Annotated in this window: 18 protein-coding genes; 11 read left to right on the top strand and 7 right to left on the bottom strand. The window is 49.0% G+C overall.

Annotated elements, in window-relative coordinates:
- Positions 1-31: 31 nt before the first annotated feature.
- The 3 genes from OXH18_RS02025 to OXH18_RS02035 form a co-directional block, all read right to left on the bottom strand.
- Positions 32-1,291 carry a competence/damage-inducible protein A gene (locus tag OXH18_RS02025; protein ID WP_268610752.1) on the bottom strand — a complete coding sequence of 420 codons (1,260 nt, stop codon included), beginning with the start codon at positions 1,289-1,291 and terminating at the stop codon, positions 32-34.
- 121 nt (positions 1,292-1,412) lie between these two features.
- Positions 1,413-2,462 carry a glycosyltransferase family 4 protein gene (locus tag OXH18_RS02030; protein WP_268610753.1) on the bottom strand — a complete coding sequence of 350 codons (1,050 nt, stop codon included), beginning with the start codon at positions 2,460-2,462 and terminating at the stop codon, positions 1,413-1,415.
- Positions 2,463-3,308: 846 nt separating this feature from the next.
- The gene (locus OXH18_RS02035; protein ID WP_268610754.1) at positions 3,309-3,563 is read right to left on the bottom strand and encodes a hypothetical protein; all 255 of its coding nucleotides are present in this window, start codon (positions 3,561-3,563) and stop codon (positions 3,309-3,311) included.
- Positions 3,564-3,764: 201 nt separating this feature from the next.
- Between OXH18_RS02035 and OXH18_RS02040 the strand changes: the two genes are divergently transcribed.
- Positions 3,765-3,914, top strand: coding sequence for a hypothetical protein (locus OXH18_RS02040; protein ID WP_268610755.1), 150 nt, complete (start codon positions 3,765-3,767; stop codon positions 3,912-3,914).
- Between the two features lie 97 nt (positions 3,915-4,011).
- Here OXH18_RS02040 and hisF read toward each other — a convergent pair whose 3' ends face one another.
- Complete coding sequence (gene hisF, locus OXH18_RS02045) at positions 4,012-4,806, bottom strand: imidazole glycerol phosphate synthase subunit HisF (RefSeq protein WP_268610756.1); 795 nt, start codon at positions 4,804-4,806, stop codon at positions 4,012-4,014.
- Positions 4,807-4,840: 34 nt separating this feature from the next.
- On the opposite strand from hisF, the gene OXH18_RS02050 reads away from it, so the two are divergent.
- From OXH18_RS02050 to OXH18_RS02075, 6 genes are all read left to right on the top strand, one after another.
- Complete coding sequence (locus OXH18_RS02050) at positions 4,841-5,026, top strand: hypothetical protein (RefSeq protein ID WP_268610757.1); 186 nt, start codon at positions 4,841-4,843, stop codon at positions 5,024-5,026.
- Positions 5,027-5,037: 11 nt separating this feature from the next.
- Positions 5,038-5,232: a cytochrome b6f subunit PetP gene (gene petP, locus OXH18_RS02055; RefSeq protein ID WP_268610758.1), complete on the top strand. Its 195-nt coding sequence runs from the start codon at positions 5,038-5,040 to the stop codon at positions 5,230-5,232.
- Between the two features lie 300 nt (positions 5,233-5,532).
- A complete protein-coding gene (locus OXH18_RS02060) occupies positions 5,533-6,630 on the top strand; it encodes a Get3/ArsA fold putative tail anchor-mediating ATPase NosAFP (RefSeq protein WP_268610759.1) in 1,098 nt (365 codons plus the stop codon).
- Between the two features lie 88 nt (positions 6,631-6,718).
- Positions 6,719-8,308 (top strand): M16 family metallopeptidase, encoded by a 1,590-nt coding sequence (locus OXH18_RS02065; RefSeq protein WP_268610760.1) that lies wholly within the window; start codon positions 6,719-6,721, stop codon positions 8,306-8,308.
- 16 nt (positions 8,309-8,324) lie between these two features.
- Positions 8,325-9,845: a M16 family metallopeptidase gene (locus OXH18_RS02070; RefSeq protein WP_268610761.1), complete on the top strand. Its 1,521-nt coding sequence runs from the start codon at positions 8,325-8,327 to the stop codon at positions 9,843-9,845.
- 445 nt (positions 9,846-10,290) lie between these two features.
- Positions 10,291-10,665, top strand: coding sequence for a group I truncated hemoglobin (locus tag OXH18_RS02075; RefSeq protein ID WP_268610762.1), 375 nt, complete (start codon positions 10,291-10,293; stop codon positions 10,663-10,665).
- 172 nt (positions 10,666-10,837) lie between these two features.
- Here the strand turns inward: OXH18_RS02075 and holB are convergent, their stop codons facing one another.
- A complete protein-coding gene (holB, locus tag OXH18_RS02080; protein WP_268610763.1) occupies positions 10,838-11,824 on the bottom strand; it encodes a DNA polymerase III subunit delta' in 987 nt (328 codons plus the stop codon).
- A 209-nt stretch (positions 11,825-12,033) separates the two neighbouring features.
- On the opposite strand from holB, the gene OXH18_RS02085 reads away from it, so the two are divergent.
- The 4 genes from OXH18_RS02085 to OXH18_RS02100 all read left to right on the top strand — a co-directional run bounded on the left by OXH18_RS02085 (position 12,034) and on the right by OXH18_RS02100 (position 14,361).
- The gene (locus OXH18_RS02085) at positions 12,034-12,342 is read left to right on the top strand and encodes an RNA recognition motif domain-containing protein (protein WP_268610764.1); all 309 of its coding nucleotides are present in this window, start codon (positions 12,034-12,036) and stop codon (positions 12,340-12,342) included.
- A 110-nt stretch (positions 12,343-12,452) separates the two neighbouring features.
- On the top strand, positions 12,453-13,244 hold the full coding sequence (locus OXH18_RS02090) for an IS5 family transposase (RefSeq protein ID WP_268607476.1): 792 nt from the start codon (positions 12,453-12,455) through the stop codon (positions 13,242-13,244).
- A 212-nt stretch (positions 13,245-13,456) separates the two neighbouring features.
- Positions 13,457-13,765 carry a pentapeptide repeat-containing protein gene (locus tag OXH18_RS02095; protein WP_268610765.1) on the top strand — a complete coding sequence of 103 codons (309 nt, stop codon included), beginning with the start codon at positions 13,457-13,459 and terminating at the stop codon, positions 13,763-13,765.
- Between the two features lie 23 nt (positions 13,766-13,788).
- Positions 13,789-14,361 (top strand): hypothetical protein, encoded by a 573-nt coding sequence (locus OXH18_RS02100; RefSeq protein ID WP_268610766.1) that lies wholly within the window; start codon positions 13,789-13,791, stop codon positions 14,359-14,361.
- Here OXH18_RS02100 and OXH18_RS02105 read toward each other — a convergent pair.
- Together OXH18_RS02105 and OXH18_RS02110 are read right to left on the bottom strand one after the other, a co-directional pair.
- The gene (locus tag OXH18_RS02105; RefSeq protein WP_268610767.1) at positions 14,353-15,333 is read right to left on the bottom strand and encodes a lysylphosphatidylglycerol synthase transmembrane domain-containing protein; all 981 of its coding nucleotides are present in this window, start codon (positions 15,331-15,333) and stop codon (positions 14,353-14,355) included. The two genes, OXH18_RS02100 and OXH18_RS02105, sit on opposite strands and share 9 nt — an antisense overlap.
- Positions 15,334-15,439: 106 nt before the next feature.
- Positions 15,440-18,289 (bottom strand): adenylate/guanylate cyclase domain-containing protein, encoded by a 2,850-nt coding sequence (locus OXH18_RS02110; RefSeq protein ID WP_268610768.1) that lies wholly within the window; start codon positions 18,287-18,289, stop codon positions 15,440-15,442.
- Positions 18,290-18,620 lie beyond the last annotated feature (331 nt).

The following is an 18,620-nucleotide window of genomic DNA, read 5'->3' on the forward strand; positions in this document are numbered from 1 at the left end:
TTGTCCTAGAAGATTGATGAAGATTGATAGACTAGAGTAATTGTCGCCGCAGCAAATCCAAGGCACTACAGGCACTTAACCACCGCACCCAATCGCGGCCGCGAAAGCTTCCAAACTGAAACCGAACCGCTTTAGCTGATTGATTTGATTCTGCCACACCAATATAGACCAAGCCCACAGGTTTAGTCTCTGTGCCGCCATCCGGTCCAGCAATGCCAGTAATGCTCAATCCCCACGTTGTACCTAGTCGATCGCGCACACCCACCGCCATCTGACAAGCAACGTCCTCGCTGACAGCTCCCTGTTGCACCAAGGTGTCTGGCTTAACACCCAATAAATTTACTTTGACCTGATTGTCGTAGGCAATGACGCCGCCTTTGAAATAGATGGAACTGCCCGCAATAGTGGTGAGCAAATGCCCCAAACCGCCCCCTGTACAAGATTCAGCCACCGCCACAGTTTGCTGTTTGGACATCAGCAGTTTCCCCACAACTGATGCCAGCGAATCGTCATCCACTCCAAAACAATCGGCTCCAGCGATCGCTTGAATTTGTTGCACCACTGGATCGATCGTGGCAAGGGCAGTGGCTTCGTTGGGTGCTTTAGTCGAAACGCGCAGTCTGACTTCACCATTACCGGCGTAAGGGGCCACAGTCGGGTTGGTCAATTGCAGCAACGGCGCTACTTTCTCGGCTAAGGTAGATTCGGCCACGCCCCAAAACCTCAGCGTGCGACTGTAAATAATCTCCTGTCCCCATCCCTGGCTCATCAAATAGGGAACCGCTGTCTGTCGCCACATTGCCTTCATTTCACTGGGCACACCTGGAAAAGTCAGAATCGTCAATCCGGCACGAGGACTCCAAATCATCCCCGGTGCACTACCTGTTGGATTCGGCAAAATCTCTGCCCCTTGGGGCAACAGTGCTTGTTTACGATTGCTGGGAACCATCACCCGCCCCCGCTGCGCAAACTTGCGCGCCATATCTTCCAAAACTTCTGGACGCTCGACAAGTGGCACATTGAACAATTCTGCTAACGTTTCGGTGGTCAAATCGTCTGGTGTGGGCCCTAATCCCCCAGTGAAAATCAACAAGCGCGATCGCTCGCAAGCAATGGCTACCGCTTTCTGAATTCGTAGTGGATTATCACCCACTACTGTTTGGTAATAGTGCGGAATGCCAAGCTGGGCCAACTCCTGTGCCAAAAACTGAGCATTAGTATTGAGAATTTCCCCAAGCAGGAGCTCTGTCCCGATCGAAATCACTTCAGCGCTGCGGTTGTCTTCAGTCATGACGGAGGGGGAAAGAAAAAGAATGTAAGATGGGAAAGGGAAAGATCAAAACACTTCTAATCTAACCTCCACCTGGAAATTCTCAACTCCCAATCCCTAATTCCCAACTTCCAATTCCTACCTACTGTTGCCGAGCGTGTTGTCGAACCTTCCAGCCCGTATAACTCAGCAGCACCGTAGCGGCAATCGCGTAGGTAAAGCCACTTGGAATGCCAGAAAAAGCCAGCGCCAGGGTTCCCACCCATAAGGTTAAGGTGTAAATGAATAAGACGGTTAACCGTTGTGATAGTCCAGCTTTCAGCAAGCGGTGATGTAGGTGGCGTTTATCAGCAATAAAGGGAGAACGTCCGTTACGAATGCGATCGAAAATGACCGCTGACATGTCTAGAATGGGTACTGCCAGAATCAAATAAGGCAGTAGAACCGCCACCGTTGTCACACTTTTTACCAACCCAACTACGCCGACGCCGGCCAAGGTAAACCCCATGAAATAGGCTCCGCCATCGCCCATAAAAATCTGGGCCGGATTGAAGTTGTAGCGCAGAAATCCTAGAGCACTCCCCGCTAGGGCAGCAGCAATTAACGCCGCGGCTGGCTGGTTCATAAACAAACACACCACCAGCATCACAACCGCCGCAATTCCAGAAACACCCGCCGCCAAGCCATCTAAGCCGTCAATCCAGTTAATGGCATTTACCATCCCAACGAGCCAAGTAACAGTGAGCGGCAAGCTGATCCATACGGGTAACAGTACTAGACCCACAAACGGAACCGTGAGAAACTCAATCTGTACCCCTACCTGCCAAGCACAACAAGCCACTGCCACCTGTAAAAATAGCCGGAGATGCGGAGAGAGGCTAAAGAGATCATCGGCTAGCCCAATTAAGAAAAACGCTAAACCACCGATCGTCACACCCCAAATCTCGTACTCTTTATCGGGGGGAAGCACCCCAAAGCCGCCAGTCCACCAAATACATAGCAGCGCAATCAACGTACCCAAAAAAATAGAAACACCGCCCAAGCGCACCATTGGACGACTGTGAATTTTACGCCCACCAGGAGCATCAAAAAAACCTTTTTTTAATCCGATTTTTCTGACCAACGGTGTGGTCAAGAGGACGACCACCGCAGAAATCAGGAATGCAGCAACGTGATAGAACTGAGGGGGCATCTGAAGTCAATGGGTACAGCGACAATGGATACAGAAAAAATGAATTGATGAGCCAGACCAATGCGAGATAGGCAACACAGCTAAAGCCTACATTGAACTCTACCCTAAAACTAGAAAGATCAAGCAGAGCTTTTGCGATCGTTGTCAACTCAGGTCAGATTGAATGAATGATCTTGAACAGCATCATCAGGCAAAGCAGAGGGACTGAGATATGACCTGAATCACTCCTGACCAACCTTTGCCCGAAAGTAGTTTTAACACAACATTCCAAGGATGTATGCATTAATTTTTTGATGCTACAAATTGCACCTAACATTAGAACCTGGCTCAGTAATCACTCAGGTTTTAAAGGGTGCATCTCACTTTCGTATCTGTGTGGTTGTAACAGCCCTCATCCCCCTGCCCCTTCTCCCGAGGTTAAGAGAAGGGAAGTCAGAGAAAAATGACTCGGCTCAAATTAAAACCAATTCTTCCAGATCAAAGTCTCTCGCCCGGACTTGGGAGAGGAATGATTTAAGGTGAGGGCTTACACAACTGATGCACTTGATTCTAAGTAACTATTACGCTTCTCTCTCGACCACTTACAACCTTAAACAGGACACTTTGACGAACTGTTGCAAAACTAATTGCAAAACTAATTGCAAAAATGAATCGCCCGACCGATCGACCGAGCGATTTGCATCCAAAATGCTTCATCGTCATTGAGACACTAAGAGATGGCCGCTAGCCTAAAAATCACTAGGCAAAAAGTGCTAATTATCGAAATGTCGCAGGTAAAAGAATACCAAGAAAAATGATTCACTGCAAAATGGCTACGTTGGTTGACTAGCTGATTGAACCATTTGCTTAATTAGACATTGGGCGGGACGGAAAATCTGAAGGCACTTCAACAATCTCCTCAATCCAAACACCATCTAACGCTGCCCATTCAGTTGGACTGGGGATCTGATCAGAGAGATAGGCTCGTTGCGCCATCTCGGTCATGTAGCCGACATAGTGCCCCATCAGAAAATAGACTGCTACCAGTGCCGCTGCTGCCGATGAAACCAGAAATCCTGCTAGCATCAGCGAGAACTCTCGATGTTGAACAGCTTCCTGCATCAGATGCAGGGCCCATGCAACAAGACCAATGACTATGATCAGAATAAAGAACATTTTTAAATTGGTTTTTACGATTCGTAATGTTTACATATATTAACAGCTTCTCAGAATTCTGTCTGTAGGTTGATGTACCCACGGATAGACACAAACGAGTGCGAGAGGCATATTGTTGAAGAATTGCTTGAAACCCTTCAACTTAAGATGACAGCGATATTGACTGCTGCTGCCATTATTGCTCTATATCTAGAAATCTTTAACAACTCGATCGCTGCCTATAGTGTGTACGAAGAATGCAAAAAATTACAACGTCGTCTCATTGAAATTTCTTATCTGCGAGTTAATTGTGCCTAACTGTGCAATACAGGAGTATGTAGTGCAATTTAAACGTAAATCGTCACACACGACTCACAAAACTCCAGATCAATCGAGCAAGCAACGCTTCCTTGAACTAGGGCTGTTCAATCCAATCTGCACGATTCATCCGAACTGGAACTTGGTGTTCGAGCAAATAATCCTTAATTTGCGCAACAGTTAGCTGCCCATAGTGCAACAGCGAAGCTAGCAGCGCAGCCTCGGCTTTGCCCTCGGTCAACGCTTGATAAATGTGATGACAGTTGCCTGCTCCGCCCGAAGCAATCACTGGAATTTGCACATGTTCAGCGATCGTCCGAGTTAGATCTAAGTCATACCCTGCCTGTGTACCGTCAGCATCCATGCTTGTCACCAGCAATTCACCTGCACCGCGTTGTTCAACGTCTTTGGCCCAGGCAATCGCATCTATCCCCGTATTGTCTCGTCCACCTCGCACATACACATCCCAGCCAGGGTTTGTGGGGTCAGTCCGCCGCCGTGCATCAATGGCGATGACAATACATTGATTGCCAAACCGATCGCTGGCTCGATTGACCAATTCTGGATCGCGCACTGCCGCAGAATTGAGGCTCACCTTATCAGCCCCGGCTCGCAGTAATTGTTTGATCGTGTCCAATGACTGAATACCACCACCCACTGTCAGCGGAATGAATACCTGTTCAGCCGTGCGGTACACCACATCAATAATAATGTTGCGGTCTTCGTGGGTTGCTGTGATATCCAGAAATACAAGTTCGTCGGCTCCGGCATCGTTATATACCTGAGCTAGCTCGACCGGATCGCCCGCATCTCGCAAATCTACAAAATTAACGCCTTTGACAACACGACCCGACTTGACATCTAAACAAGGCAAAATGCGCTTCGCTAACATGACGACTGATGATGATTAGGTACTACTGAATCAGGTGAATTACAAATCAATTGCATTAGGACGGTTTTCAGATTACCCCAGTTTTTTCACTTTCTCAGTGTTCTTTTGGGAAATTCCCAAACGTCTGCTTAGAAATCTCAAAAACTCGATCGATCGATTGCGTAATCGCGTGCAATACACTGATACACTGTTGGGTGGTTTGTCCGTGGTTTGTCCATAGTTGGAGTGGTGATGGAAATAGGTCAAAAAGTTCGAGTGCGGCGTTTACGCGATCGCACTTCACAGGAAGTTGTTAAACGCCTGGGTAAAACAGGAATCATTCGAGAATTTAGAGTGGTCGATGGCAGTGGTCTAGGCATTGTCGTGAAGTTTGATGATAATTTCACGACCTGGTTTTTTGAGGATGAATTGGAAGTAATCGGTTAAAACCGATCCGATCGGGTGGGAAATCCCTCCTAACCATCCACGGCTAGCCGTATGAACAATGAAAAGGGGCATGAGCTAGGCGACGTGATGGAGTATGGAGTTGACTGAAGTGTTGACCCTTGTGGCGCTAATTCGGATGAGCCATGATGGTTAACTTAGTAAGCTCACTCGCCTTTAGATGAGCAAGGCAAGAGCTTGAGCAGTTACTCCATACCCAGCCTTTACATATAAGTTGATAGTTGCATCGCACTTGGTTTGAGCCTGTTCATACTGTTGACGTTTGGGGTAGAAGATCTAGAGATGGCACGAATTCTGACGTTTTTGGGGAAAGGCGGCACTGGTCGCACAACGGTGGCAATTGCGGCAGCTAAGCAATGTGCAGCCCAAGGCAATCGGGTGTTATTTGCCGGACAAGATCCTAGCCCTGCCCTCAGCTTGCTAGTGGGCGTGCCTCTCAGTGCCGAACCACAATCGATCGCGACCAATCTAGATGCAGTGCAACTTCAAAGCACAGTGCTGCTGGAACGTGCTTGGGAAGAGCTGAAGCAGCAGGAAGCCAAGTATTTGCGCACACCCATCTTAAAGAGCGTCTACGGCCAAGAGCTAAGTATTTTACCCGGCATGGATACGGCCCTTGCCCTCAATGCCATTCGCGAGTATGACAGCGGCGATCGCTATGACGTGATTGTGTATGACGGCAACGGCGACCAAGCCACCCTGCGGATGTTGGGAATGCCCGAAACCCTAAGCTGGTATTTCCGTCGCTTTCGCCAAGTGTTTCTTGATTCTGATCTAGGCAAGACAATTTCACCCTTTATTCAACCGATTTCTGCGGCGGTGCTCAATGTTAATTGGTCGGGTGATATTTTTTCGCAGCCTGCCGCCAATCAAGCCAGCACGATTGTTGACCAAGGCAAAGCCGCTCTGGCTGACCCCAATCGGGTTGCGGCCTATCTGGTGACAACGGCTGATGCGGGAGCGATCGCCACCGCCAAATACCTATGGGGCAGTGCACAACAGGTGGGCCTTACGGTCGGTGGTGTGTTGTTGAACCAGTCCGAAACTACGGAAGGGATGCGATCGGACTTTGCGCCGCTGTCAATTAACACCATTCCAACTCGCAGTGGCGACGAGTGGCAGCCGTTGATGCAGGCAATGCCCGATTTTACCAAAGCGGCACAAGCACCCAAGCCAATTACCATTAACGTTGCCGAACGAAAGGTCTCGCTGTTTTTACCCAGCTTCGATAAAAAACAGGTGAAATTAACCCAATCTGGACCAGAAGTAACCGTGGAAGCAGGGGATCAACGACGCAATATTGCATTACCGCCAGAACTGCGGGGAAAACAAGTAACAGGGGCCAAATTTCAAGACAATTACCTGATCATTTCGTTTTGACACCCAAATCTAAAATTCAAATGAACAATTCTGCCTCATTTGGCCGAAAAATCTTTATGCTGGATGGGTATTGCGTATAGCAGTTTCCATGCAACTCGATCGATTTTCTTTTTCAAGCCTGTTTCGATGGCAGCGTTGGCTTGCTGTGCTATTGGCGGTGGTTCTAGTTTGGAGCGGCATTCCAGCGGTGGCAATCGCTCAAACCCGACCACAACCCAGCATTCAACCCTACTTAGATGGCGTTGCCGATCGCATCACCGAATTCACCCTCAAAAATGGCATGAAGTTTATTGTCATGGAGCGACACCAAGCCCCTGTGGTGTCCTTTATGACCTATGTGAATGTGGGAGCAGCAGAAGAAGAACCTGGAAAAACCGGAGCCGCGCACTTCCTGGAGCACTTAGCCTTTAAGGGAACCACTCGCATTGGCACAACCAACTATGAAGCGGAACGGCCCTTACTCGATCGCCTCGATGAACTATTTGAGCAAATTCAGACTGCTAAAGCCGCTGGACAAACCGAGACAGTGGCAACGCTTCAGCAAGAGTTTGATCAGGTTCAAATTGAAGCAGCCAAGTATGTCAAGCAAAACGAATATGGTCAAATTGTCGAGCAATCCGGGGGTGTGGGACTTAATGCCACCACTTCAGCCGATGCGACGCGCTATTTCTACAGTTTTCCGGCCAATAAGCTAGAACTGTGGATGTCACTAGAGTCGGAACGCTTTTTAGAACCAGTGTTTCGCGAGTTTTACGAAGAAAAAGACGTAATTTTGGAAGAACGCCGCACTCGCACCGACAATTCACCGATCGGCAAAATGATCGAGGTCTTTCTGGAAACGGCGTTAGAAGGCCATCCCTATGGGCGTCCGGTGATTGGTTACGAAGAAGACATCCGCAACTTAACCCGGCAAGACATTCAAGATTTGTTTGACGCCCACTATACCCCCGATAATATTGTGGTTGCTGTGGTGGGAGATGTGCAGCCGAATCGAGTGAAACAGCTAGCTGAAGCGTATTTCGGGCGTTATCAAGCCCGCGATCGATCGCCTGCTCTCGACGTGCCGATGCTGCAACAGAATGCTCCTAAGGAAGTGACGCTAGAGTTTCCTTCGGAACCTTGGTATTTTGAAGGGTATTTGCGTCCAGGAATCGACAGTCCCGACAATGCCATTTATGATGTTATCTCCAGTTTGCTGGTGGGGGGACGCACCTCGCGGCTATATCGATCGCTGGTGGAACAGAAGCAAATTGCCCTCAACGTTGATTTCATTAGCAACTTTCCCGGTAATCGCTTCTCGAATGTGGTGTTGATGTATGCGCTGTCGGCTCCAGGACACACCCTGGACGAAATTGCCGATGCCTTTGCGGCTGAAATTGAACTCCTGAAGCGCGAACCTGTTTCAGCTCAGGAACTCGATCGGGTGAAAACGCAAACGCGGGCGGGTGTGCTGAAAGCATTGGCATCAAACCAGGGCATGGCAAGTTTGCTGGCAGAGTATGAAGCCAAAACCGGCAGTTGGCGCAATTTATTTGATGACCTAAAAACGGTGGAAGCCATCACCGCTCAGGACGTGCAGCGCGTGGCCCAAGACCTATTCCAGCCCACCAAGCTAACGATCGGTAAGCTCATTACCGCCAACACCTCACCTGTTAGTACCCCAACCCCCAATCCCTAATCCCTAACTCCGAATTATGCAAAGGTCAATTAGAAGTCAGCACTGGCTTCGCTACGGATTCATCACCCTCATAATCACGCTCGCGATTGGGCTAGGTCGATCGCCTGCCTTGGCTGTGACACCACGCCACTATACCGAGCTACAGTTACCGCCTGCCCCAGAAGTAACCCTGCCCGACTATACTCGCTATGAGTTAGACAACGGCATGAAAGTGTACTTGCTGGAAGATCATGAATTGCCGCTGGTTTACGGCTCAGCCATGATTTATACAGGCAGTCGATTGGAACCTGGCGAAGAAGCCGGACTGGCCAGTATCACAGGCGATGTCATGCGCAGCGGCGGCACGCAAGCCCATCCTCCTGATGTGCTGAATCAACTGCTGGAACAGCGAGCCGCTTCTGTGGAGACCAGCATTGATATCACCGCAGGCAGTGCCAGCTTCAGCGCCTTAACCGAAGATACTGAAGACGTGATGGGACTCTTTGCCGAGGTGTTGCGGCAACCTGCTTTTCCGCAAGATCGAATTGATCTGGCGAAAAACCAGTGGCGTGGATCGATCGCCCGTCGCAACGACAATCCTCAAAACATTGCCGATCGTGAGTTCCAAAAGCTAATTTACGGAGCCGACAGCCCCTACGCTCGCACGGTGGAGTATACGACGCTCGACAACATTTCGCGGGACGATGTGGTGAGTTTCTATCAACAATCGTTTCAGCCGCAAAACATCTTGCTGGGCATTGTGGGTGATTTCGACACTAACGCTATGAAGTCGTTGATTGAAGCTGAGTTTGGCGATTGGCGTTCTAGTGCCTATACAACTCCTCGACCAAACTTCAACCCACCGACGCAACTCATTTCTGCTCGTTCTGTGAATTCTGAAATTACTCAAGCGAAACAAGGGGGTATATTTTTTGTTGATCAACCACAACTCACCCAAAGCAGTGTGCAAATTGGTCACTTGGGCGGAAAATTCAATAGCCCGGACTATCCAGCCCTCTCGGTAATGAACGAAGTGATGAATGGATTAGGGGGACGGTTAGTGAATGAAGTGCGATCGCGCCAGGGCTTGGCCTACTCGGTGTATGCCTATTGGTCACCTCGGTTTGACTATGAAGGCATGTTTGTGGGAGGCGGACAAACGCGATCGGAAACGACCGTTCCATTCATTAAATCAACCCTGGCAGAAATTGAACAAATTCGCACTGCGCCTGTTACTGATGCTGAATTGGCCCGCGCCAAAGATTCGGTCTTAAATGCGTTCATTTTTAACTTCCAAACACCATCACAAATTTTGTCACGCATTATGCGCTATGACTATTATGGCTATCCTCAAGACTTTATCTTTCAGTATCAAAAACAAGTAGAAGCTACCACGATCGACGATGTGCAACGGGCGGCTCAAGCTAACTTAAACCCGGACAAGATTGTGACATTAGTGGTAGGCAGTGCTGCTGCTATCAACCCACCGTTGAGTAGCCTGACGCCCGATGCGCAAGTAACGCAAATTGATGTGACGATTCCACAAATGGGCGGCTAGGTCCTAATCCTGATTGGGGAACGCATAAGACAGCTTAAATCAATGGTCTGGACACGTGTATCCCGAATCGCCCTCATTCCCTAGCCCCTTCTCCCTTTTTGGGCGACGGGGAGCCAAATCAATGTCCCTTCTCAATGTAGTAGAGGAATTGAGGATGAGGGCTAAAACTGACAGCCTGGCGGGGGGTTCAGCATTTTACTGAAAACGGTCAAGATTTGATTGCGATCGTCGTAAATGTGCGAATTTTATCGTTTAGTCAAGGTTTTTTGTCTATTTAGGCAACTCAGGATATGATTACGGCTAGACAGACAGACAAAGCCCGAACATAGCATCGTCATCTCACGTTACCTCTACTAATCTAAAGGCTCCAAATGACTAACTGGAGCTTTTAGAGAAGATTTTGGAATGATTTGATACTCTTTGCAGCACATTCAAGGAGCCTGGTATGAGTACGTTATTTGACAAATTGGGCGGCAGTGCAGGGGTTGAGCTAGCGGTTGATAAGTTTTACGATCGCGTATTGAGTGACGATCGCATCAAACATTTTTTTGATGGAGTAGACATGAAGCGCCAACGGGCCCATCAACGTGCTTTTCTCACTTATGCCTTTGGAGGTGCGTCTCATTACAACGGTCGCCATTTGCGAGAAGCCCACCAACAGTTGGTGAAAGAAAGAGGATTGAGCCGCGAACATTTTAATGCAGTGGCCGAAGATTTAATTGCCACCCTTCAAGAGATGGGTGTTTCTCAAGACTTGATTGATGAAGTGGCAGCAGTGGTAGCAGCCCCGCAAAATCAGCAGGATGTTCTCAATCAATGAGAAAATGATTGATTATTTAGAATTGGTGAGAGCATTTCGCTAGTGGGTGAGAAGTCAGATTCAAGCCTAAGAAGATGATAACGGGGCGATCGTCAGCAGATCACTCTAACCAAGAGCCTGTGCCTGTGCAGAAATATGTATCACTTTCATCAACAGCACCTGATTCACAGTGCTAGCCTTGCTCTCGCATCTTTCCCAACATTACTTCCCACACCAAACGCGGTTGCACAAACTGAAGCAACTGCCGTCGAGCGGTTTCCAACTGCTGCAAACGGTTCGATCGCCCCTGCTGATGCCAATAGTGATGCTGAAGATAATCCAAAAGCCACAATTGGGTTTCAACATCTAGCGTTTGCGTAATTTGTCGGGCTAGATCTAAACTCTCTCGTAGCGAGGTGGGTTGATGAGTGGCTGCCGATAACAGGTCTGAAGGAATCGTCTGAAGCTGCTGCCAGTGGGCGATTGCTGCTCCGGGGCTACCTTGGGCCAGGGCAATAATATCGGAGCGTTGTAGAATCTCAGCATGGTTTGTGTGATTCAGCACTTGTCGCATGGCGACAGCATCGAGGCGCTGAAATGGAATGCGTTGACAACGGGACACTAGCGTTGGCAGCAGAGCATCGGCGCTGGGCGCTATCAAAATCAAGGTGGCGCGTCCGGGTTCTTCCAAGGTTTTCAAAAGACCGTTGGCGGCAGCTTCTGCCATCGTTTCTGCTTGTTCCACCACCACCACCGATCGAGGAGCTTCCAACGGCGGACGACTGAGAAACCGGGCGATGTCTCGAATTTGCTCTAGGCGAATCTCTGGGGGCGATCGGCGTTTTACTCCTAGTGCGGCTGCTTCAGCCGCAGAAATACGTTTGCCCTGATGGAGATACGTTGGTTCTACCCATAAGAGGTCGGGATGATTGCCTTGCTGAATGCGCCGGCAAAGTGGGGTTGGAGGGTCGGAAGTCGAGAGTCGGGAAGGAGGGGTGAGGAGCCGTTGAGCAAAGCAACGGGCTGCCACACTGCGTCCAATGCCGGATGCTCCGGTAAATAGATAGGCTGGGGCAATGCGATTTTGAGCGATCGCACGAGTTAAGAGTTCAACCGCCTGCGGCTGCCCAATTAAGTCATTAAATAAGTGCTCAAATAAGTGTTCGAGAGGCGAAGACATAGCAAGGACGATATCTCAAATGCCACTGTAATTGGGTGTTCAACCGAATACCAGCTAATTCTTCATACTGAAATTGCTGAATAGGTGATTTCATTTCTTGATTGCCTATGCTAGGCTAAACACTAGGATTATTTTCGGTTGTTGAATGCATTATATTAGGCGTTTCTCCGAATCTAACTCTCTACACCCTCTGATTTCGGAGACTTTTCATGTCGATTTACATTGGTAACTTGTCCTACGAGGTCACTCAGGAAGATCTCTCCCAGGTTTTTGCAGAATATGGCACGGTTAAACGAGTGCAATTGCCGACCGATCGCGAAACTGGTCGGATGCGAGGCTTTGCCTTCGTAGAGATGGAAACTGAGTCTGAGGAAGAATCAGCCATTGAAGCTTTGGATGGCGCAGAATGGATGGGGCGCGATCTCAAGGTCAACAAGGCCAGACCCCGCGAAGAGCGTCGCCCATCAGGTGGCAATAGCTGGGGCGGCAACAACCGAGGCGGATCTCGTCGCTACTAAGCTTTGTCGCTAAGTCTTTAAGAGGGTGTTTGAGAAGCCAGGAAGGTCGTAAAAAAGCTCACTCAGTGTAGGCTGCGAATAGCAAATATCTACAGCCCTGAGTGAGTCAGATGAGTAAAGCATATCCCAGTAACCTAACCCGCGCCCAATATGAGGTTTTGAGTGAATTAATTCCAGCAGCAAAGCCAGGTGGTCGTCCTCGCAGCGTTGACCTGTGGGAGGTGCTCAATGCCATGCTCTATGTTCTGGTTGAAGGCTGTCGTTGGCGTTCTTTACCTGGTGATTTCCCAGCCTGGCAGACGGTGTACACGTACTTCCGCAACTGGCGATTGGACGGCACCTGGATTTCCATTCATGACCAGTTGCACCAGTGGGTTCGCATCGATGCGCAACGCTATCCTAGTCCATCAGAAGCGATCATCGATAGCCAAAGCATCAAGAGTGCAGCAGGAGTTCATCAACAAGTTGGCTTTGATGGAGGCAAGCTGATTACAGGACGCAAACGATTTTTAACGGTGGATACGTTAGGACTGGTTTTGCGGGTGTTTGTGAGTGCGGCAAACCTGGGGGAACGCGAAGGGGGCAAACGTGTCCTCAAACGAGTCAAACGGATGAAGAAAAAGGTTTCACGCTTAATCACCATTTGGGTAGACGGCGGGTTCGATGGCGCCCCTTTTCTGATGTGGGTGATGGATGTTTGTCGTTGGATTGTGCAAGTTGTACTGCGACCTGAGCAAACCAAAGGCTTTAGCTTGCTCAAAAAGAGGTGGGTGGTAGAACGAACTTTTGGTTGGCTAATGGGATGCAGACGGTTGGTCAGAGACTATGAATTATTACCAGAGACATCAGAAACCTTGATCTACCTTGCCATGATTCGGATTATGGTGAGGCGGTTGGCATAAATTTGACACCTCAAATCTTTTCAAACACCCTCTAAGTCTGCAATCTAGGAGGGTGGACAAAGGTCTACCCTTTTTTATTGATGTTTTATTGATGTGCTTTTACGAAGGACGCGCTTGGGTGAAACCGATCGTCATTCGTATGGCTTCTGGTGTATTGGTTCTGGCAAGCCTCAATAGCCCATTCAACCATCTTTTCCCAAACTACTTCCCCCATGAATACCAAAGAGTTTTTGAGCCGCTATCTTGCAGGACAACGAGACTTCAGGAACCTGAATTTGATTGCCGTTAACCTACGAAATGTCAATTTAAGCGGTGTCAATTTAAGCGGTGCCAACTTAACAAAAGCGAATCTAACCCGCACCAATCTCAGCCGTGCCAATTTAACCAATGCCACACTGACCGGGGCAAATTTAACCGAAACCAATTTGGTGTACGCCAACTTAACCGATGCCACGTTACACGATGTAGATTTAAGTCAGGCTGATATACGGGGGGCAATTTTACACAATACAGTTCGATAATCACTTTTTCAGGAGGTTTTGCCATGACTCCCGCTGCCATTCGTCTGGTTTCTCAGCTTAGGCAAACATTTTACACTGAGTTTGCCGCTGCCATGCATTTTCCAGTCAATATCACCAGTGGCAATTCCTATGCGAGTAATTCAGCAACAGCTTCCTGGATTGATGCCCAACAACAGTTGAACTATGTCTATGTCTATGCCCACACTGCGCCCGATGCCCTTGTACCCGATCGCCCCCTTGTTCTGCGAGTATCGCTCAACAAAGGGGCTGGAATTGGGGTACTGTCGAAGCGCGGCAAAGGATGTCGGGGATTTAATCAAACTTGGTCGTTTGAACTCACAGTCCTACCCGAGGAAGTGCTAGATTTTTTACCCTGGATCATTAGTTTGATTCAATCCTATGATCATCATGCGGCTTCCATTGTGCCGGAACCCCCACATCCATTGGATTTTCAATTATCTGAGTCATTGCTGTTTCACCATGCCCAAACGCATCAAGCTAGTCGTTGCTTGGCTAAGCCTGTTCCTGCCTTGGAAAGCTATGCCCCTTGTCGTGCCGCAGGGGTTGGCTATGAGTCAGGGCCAGATCTAGGCTAATGGCTTAGAGCGTTTTGCAAGGTTGAGATATTTTTGCAGAAATGGCAACCCGCCGATCGCTGGCAGGAAATAGCGTGAGGTGCACAATACTCCCAAAGCGGCCCCAGTGGCCGCATCGAAATAGGGCTGATAGAACAAAATCAAGGCGGCATCGCGAGTGCCAACCCCCGCGAAGGTAAGTGGCAGTAACCCTGCCAAAATGGCTAAGGGCGACAGCGCCAAATTCGTCAAAAATGGGGTGTAGGCATTCAGAGCCAAAATGAAAAACCAAATCTGCAACAAGTGCAGAAACCAAATAAAAATAGATGTGAGAGCAAGTTTCAACAGGTGTTGCTTATCTCGCCAGAAATAATCGTGCATTTCTTGCCAGGCAAAACTCATTTTCCCTAACTTAGCTCGCAACTTTTTGGGTGAAACGGATTGAACTAAGGCAAAGAACGATCGGGCAAATTTGGGGAAGCAAAGAATAGCTAACCCTAGCAGTAAACCAACCGTGACACCGAACGTCATGCCCCAAAACAACACATCTTTCTGTGGATACAGCAGTAACCCAAATACACACCACAGCAGCAGCGACAGCATATCGCAGGTTTTCTCGAACACCACCAGCGATAACGCTAAAGAGCCGGTAAGATGTCCCCGATCCTGCATGAAATAGGCTTTAGCAATATCGCCCATTTTGGAGGGCAACACCATATTGAGGCTGCTGGCAGCAAGGATAAGTTTATTGGCTTCGGCGAAGGCTAGGGAAGCTGGGGGTTGGGGCGGATGGGAAGCTGGGGAAGAATTGGGCATGAGTTGCTGTAAGCGCCACGCGGTGAGCATGGTGATGGGAATGACCATGCCAAGGCTGATTGCCATCCACAACCGATCGCAGTTGCGCAACACTTGAATGAGTCCATCAAAGTCGATTTTCCAATAGATAAACAGGAGAATGATCAGGCTAACCAGAATGGAGATCAAGCGTTTCATGTCGATCGAAGATGGAAGTCAGAATAGGGCGATCGTATCATTCGCTTTGCCCCTTCAAACGTTGATGGCTCGACAAGCCCCCGTGGCTGTGTCGCATTTGCTTCCGTTACTTTTCTTTCATCGTCCACACCCCGTCGTCCCAGTGAGTATCAATCAGGTCAAGGTGGCTGAGCCAATAGCCACAACGGTTGACGTGTAGAACTGCCGCCTGATCATGAGCATTGATCTCTTCCAAGATTGTGCCGAATGCAGTTTGGGCTTTGGTGAACCGGCGATTGAGATAGTGGTCTCGTCCTATGTGATATAGCTCGATCGATCGCTTCTGAGCATCAGTGAGGGGTTCAGATTGCAGCCCCACGAGTTCGTAAATGCTGACGGGTTGCAGCTTGCCTTTAACGCGAATGCAGTCCAATTCGCGGGCCCAAATGCGATCGCGGCAACTATTGTAGGTACTTTGGCTAATAACAATATCGGTGCCGTAGTGTTTGCTAGCTCCTTCTAAGCGCGATCCCAAATTGACACCATCCCCGATTGCCGTAAACTCCATGCGTTTGCTGGAACCAATGTTGCCACTGATGACACTATCCGAGTTGATGCCGACTCCAATCTTGATGCGGCGATGGGACGGACGCTGTTGGTTGAAACTAGCCAAGCGATGGCGCATTTCGATCGCCGTTTGTACCGCCATCCAAGCGTGTTCCTCGAGTTCCAGTGGCGATCCAAACACTGCCATAATCGCATCGCCGATGTATTTATCCAAGGTGCCTTTGTAGGCAAAGACAGCATCTACCATCGTTTCAAAGTATTCGTTGAGCATGGCTACCACCTCTTCGGCTTCCATGCTTTCCGTCAGCGTTGTATAGCTGCGAATGTCTGAAAACAGGACTGATACTTCTTTGCGATCGCCCCCTAGTTTAGCATCGCCGCTGTTGAGCAACTGTTCAGCCAACTCTTGGGTCATGTAGCGATACATGGTGCTTTTCAGGCGCTTTTCATCGCTGATATCATCCATCACCACCAGCGCTCCGGATATCTGCTGCTCATCGTTGGCATCGGCAATGGTGTTAATCGATAAGTTAATGCTATGCTGTTCTCCATTAAAAGCTTGCAGCGTCTGATCGGGGTAGTATTGCTGACGATTGCGATCGTCCTGCGCTCGCAACGCCATTTCAAACCAGCGGGGAAAATCGCCCTTCTCTAGTTGAATCAATTCAACCACCGCTTTGCCTTCGATCACATCCCTTGCATCTAGTCCTAAAAGTTCCCTAGCGCTTTCGTTCGCGGCAATGATTTTTCCATCTTTATCGGTGGAAATGACACCATTGGACAGCGATCGCAAAATATCGCGCTGCATCTGCTCTTGCTGCTTTACGGTGGCAAACAGTTTAGCGTTTTGCAGGGCAACACCAGCTTGAATGTTGAAGGCTTTCATGAATTCCAAGTCAGCGCGGTTGAAGCTGGCTCGCCAACAGTCGGGCGCTTCTGGGTAGGTTTCGGGATTGTAGGGCAGATGATCGCCTTGCTTCTTTTTGTTAATTAGTTGAGTGACAGCAATTAGCTCTTTATCAGCATTAAAGATGGGCATACACAACATGCTGCATGTGCGGTAGCCCGTTTTTTTGTCAGTTTCCTTAGCCGTATCGGAATTAGGATGATTGTAGAGGTCAAACGGAATCAGCAGCGGTTGCTCGGATTGTACCACCTGTCCGGCAAAGCCTGCTTCCATTGGAATGCGAATTTCTTGCAATGTGCCGTTGATGGGCAATTTTGTCCAAAGCTGATGCCGATCGCGATCCACCAACCACAGGGTACTGCGATCGGCCTGCATCAGTTCTTTGGCTTCGTCCATCACCATTTTCAGAGTTTCCTCTAGGTCGAGGCTGCTCTGGCTCAGAGCTTTCGTGGCTTTCATCAGAGCCGAGGCGGCCCGCTGCTGTTGTGTAGCTTGATAGAACGATCGCGATGATTCCAAAATGAGCCGAATTGAAGGCGCAAAATCCCAAAAAAGCTGTTCATCTGTTGCTGTAAAGCCTTGTAAATCGATTTTTTGCTCTAGGGGTGCATGGGGATCATGGTTTGGTTTGAGTTTGTTAATTAACTGCACCACCGCCACAAGCTTGTTGTCTTCGGCTCCGGTTTCACCCCGCTTCTCGCTCAATAGCGGCATGGTCAGCATCGTATAGGTGCGGTAGTGATTCTTCTTATCGAGTTCCTGCGCAGCTTTCGATCGCGGATCGGCATAGAAATCATAGGGAATATTGACGGCTTGTTTGGTGGTAGCCACTGCACCCGCAATGCCGACGTTTTTTGGAACCCGCAGTTCCAAATTATTGCCGCGTTCGTCTTTAGCCACGATCGACCAAAGCTCATCTTTTTCTTCATCTAAAATAAATATTGTGGTGCGATCGGCATTGAGAAGTTCGCCCGTTTTCAGGGTGATCGATCGCAGCATTTCATCCAAAATGGCATCAAATTTCTGTGAACTCAGAGCATCATCCAGCATGGACAGCGTCTGGTTCACCACCTCTAGCTTACCTTCTACCGAGGTGACGACTTGCTTGAACGTATCCTGTTTGAGAGGGGCGAGAAACGAGGAAAACGAGCCTTTTGCAGTGGTCAACGCACTCGAAGTAGCAGGAGAGTCACTAGTCTCTGTGGAGTTGAGATGGACAGCACCATTGTCTAACCGTGCTGGTTCCGCCTGATTCAACCCACTCTCATCTAACGTAGATATCGCCGGGGCAACCCCTGAATTATTCGCATGAACCGTCACATCAATCACCTGACCTGTTATAGATGCAATACCTGCTTTGATGCGCTGGATGGTCATTCCCATGACAGGCTCATGGTTGGCACTGTGGCTGATACTGTTGTCGCTGATACTGTTGTCAATGTCAGCCGCTAGAGTTCTAGCCAAATCCTGAGAAAAAGGAGATGAAGAGGGAACAGCGTTCATAGATGCGTAAACTCAGCGAGCCTCCAGGCTAATATAACTTCAAGTTCGGGGTTCACCACTAGCGCAGAAACCAGAGACAAGAAATACCCAGCCTGCTAGCCAAGATCAAACTTCATAAATGCAGCCATCCGACCTTAACTATACCTGGTTATCTCTAACCTCATAAGCAGTAGCCCATACAAAAGCGAAAGGACACCTTCATAATGCCCATTGTTGTGAGGAGAGTAGCAGGGGAAAGACTAAAGTAAGGTAGGAAAGAGAGCACTTCGTAAGGGCAGCCTTCACCCTCAATTCCTCTTCCACAGCAGGAGAAGGGGCCAGGGGATGAGGA

The organism is Thermocoleostomius sinensis A174 (assembly GCF_026802175.1).
GTDB classification, from domain to species: Bacteria; Cyanobacteriota; Cyanobacteriia; order Elainellales; family Elainellaceae; genus Thermocoleostomius; species Thermocoleostomius sinensis.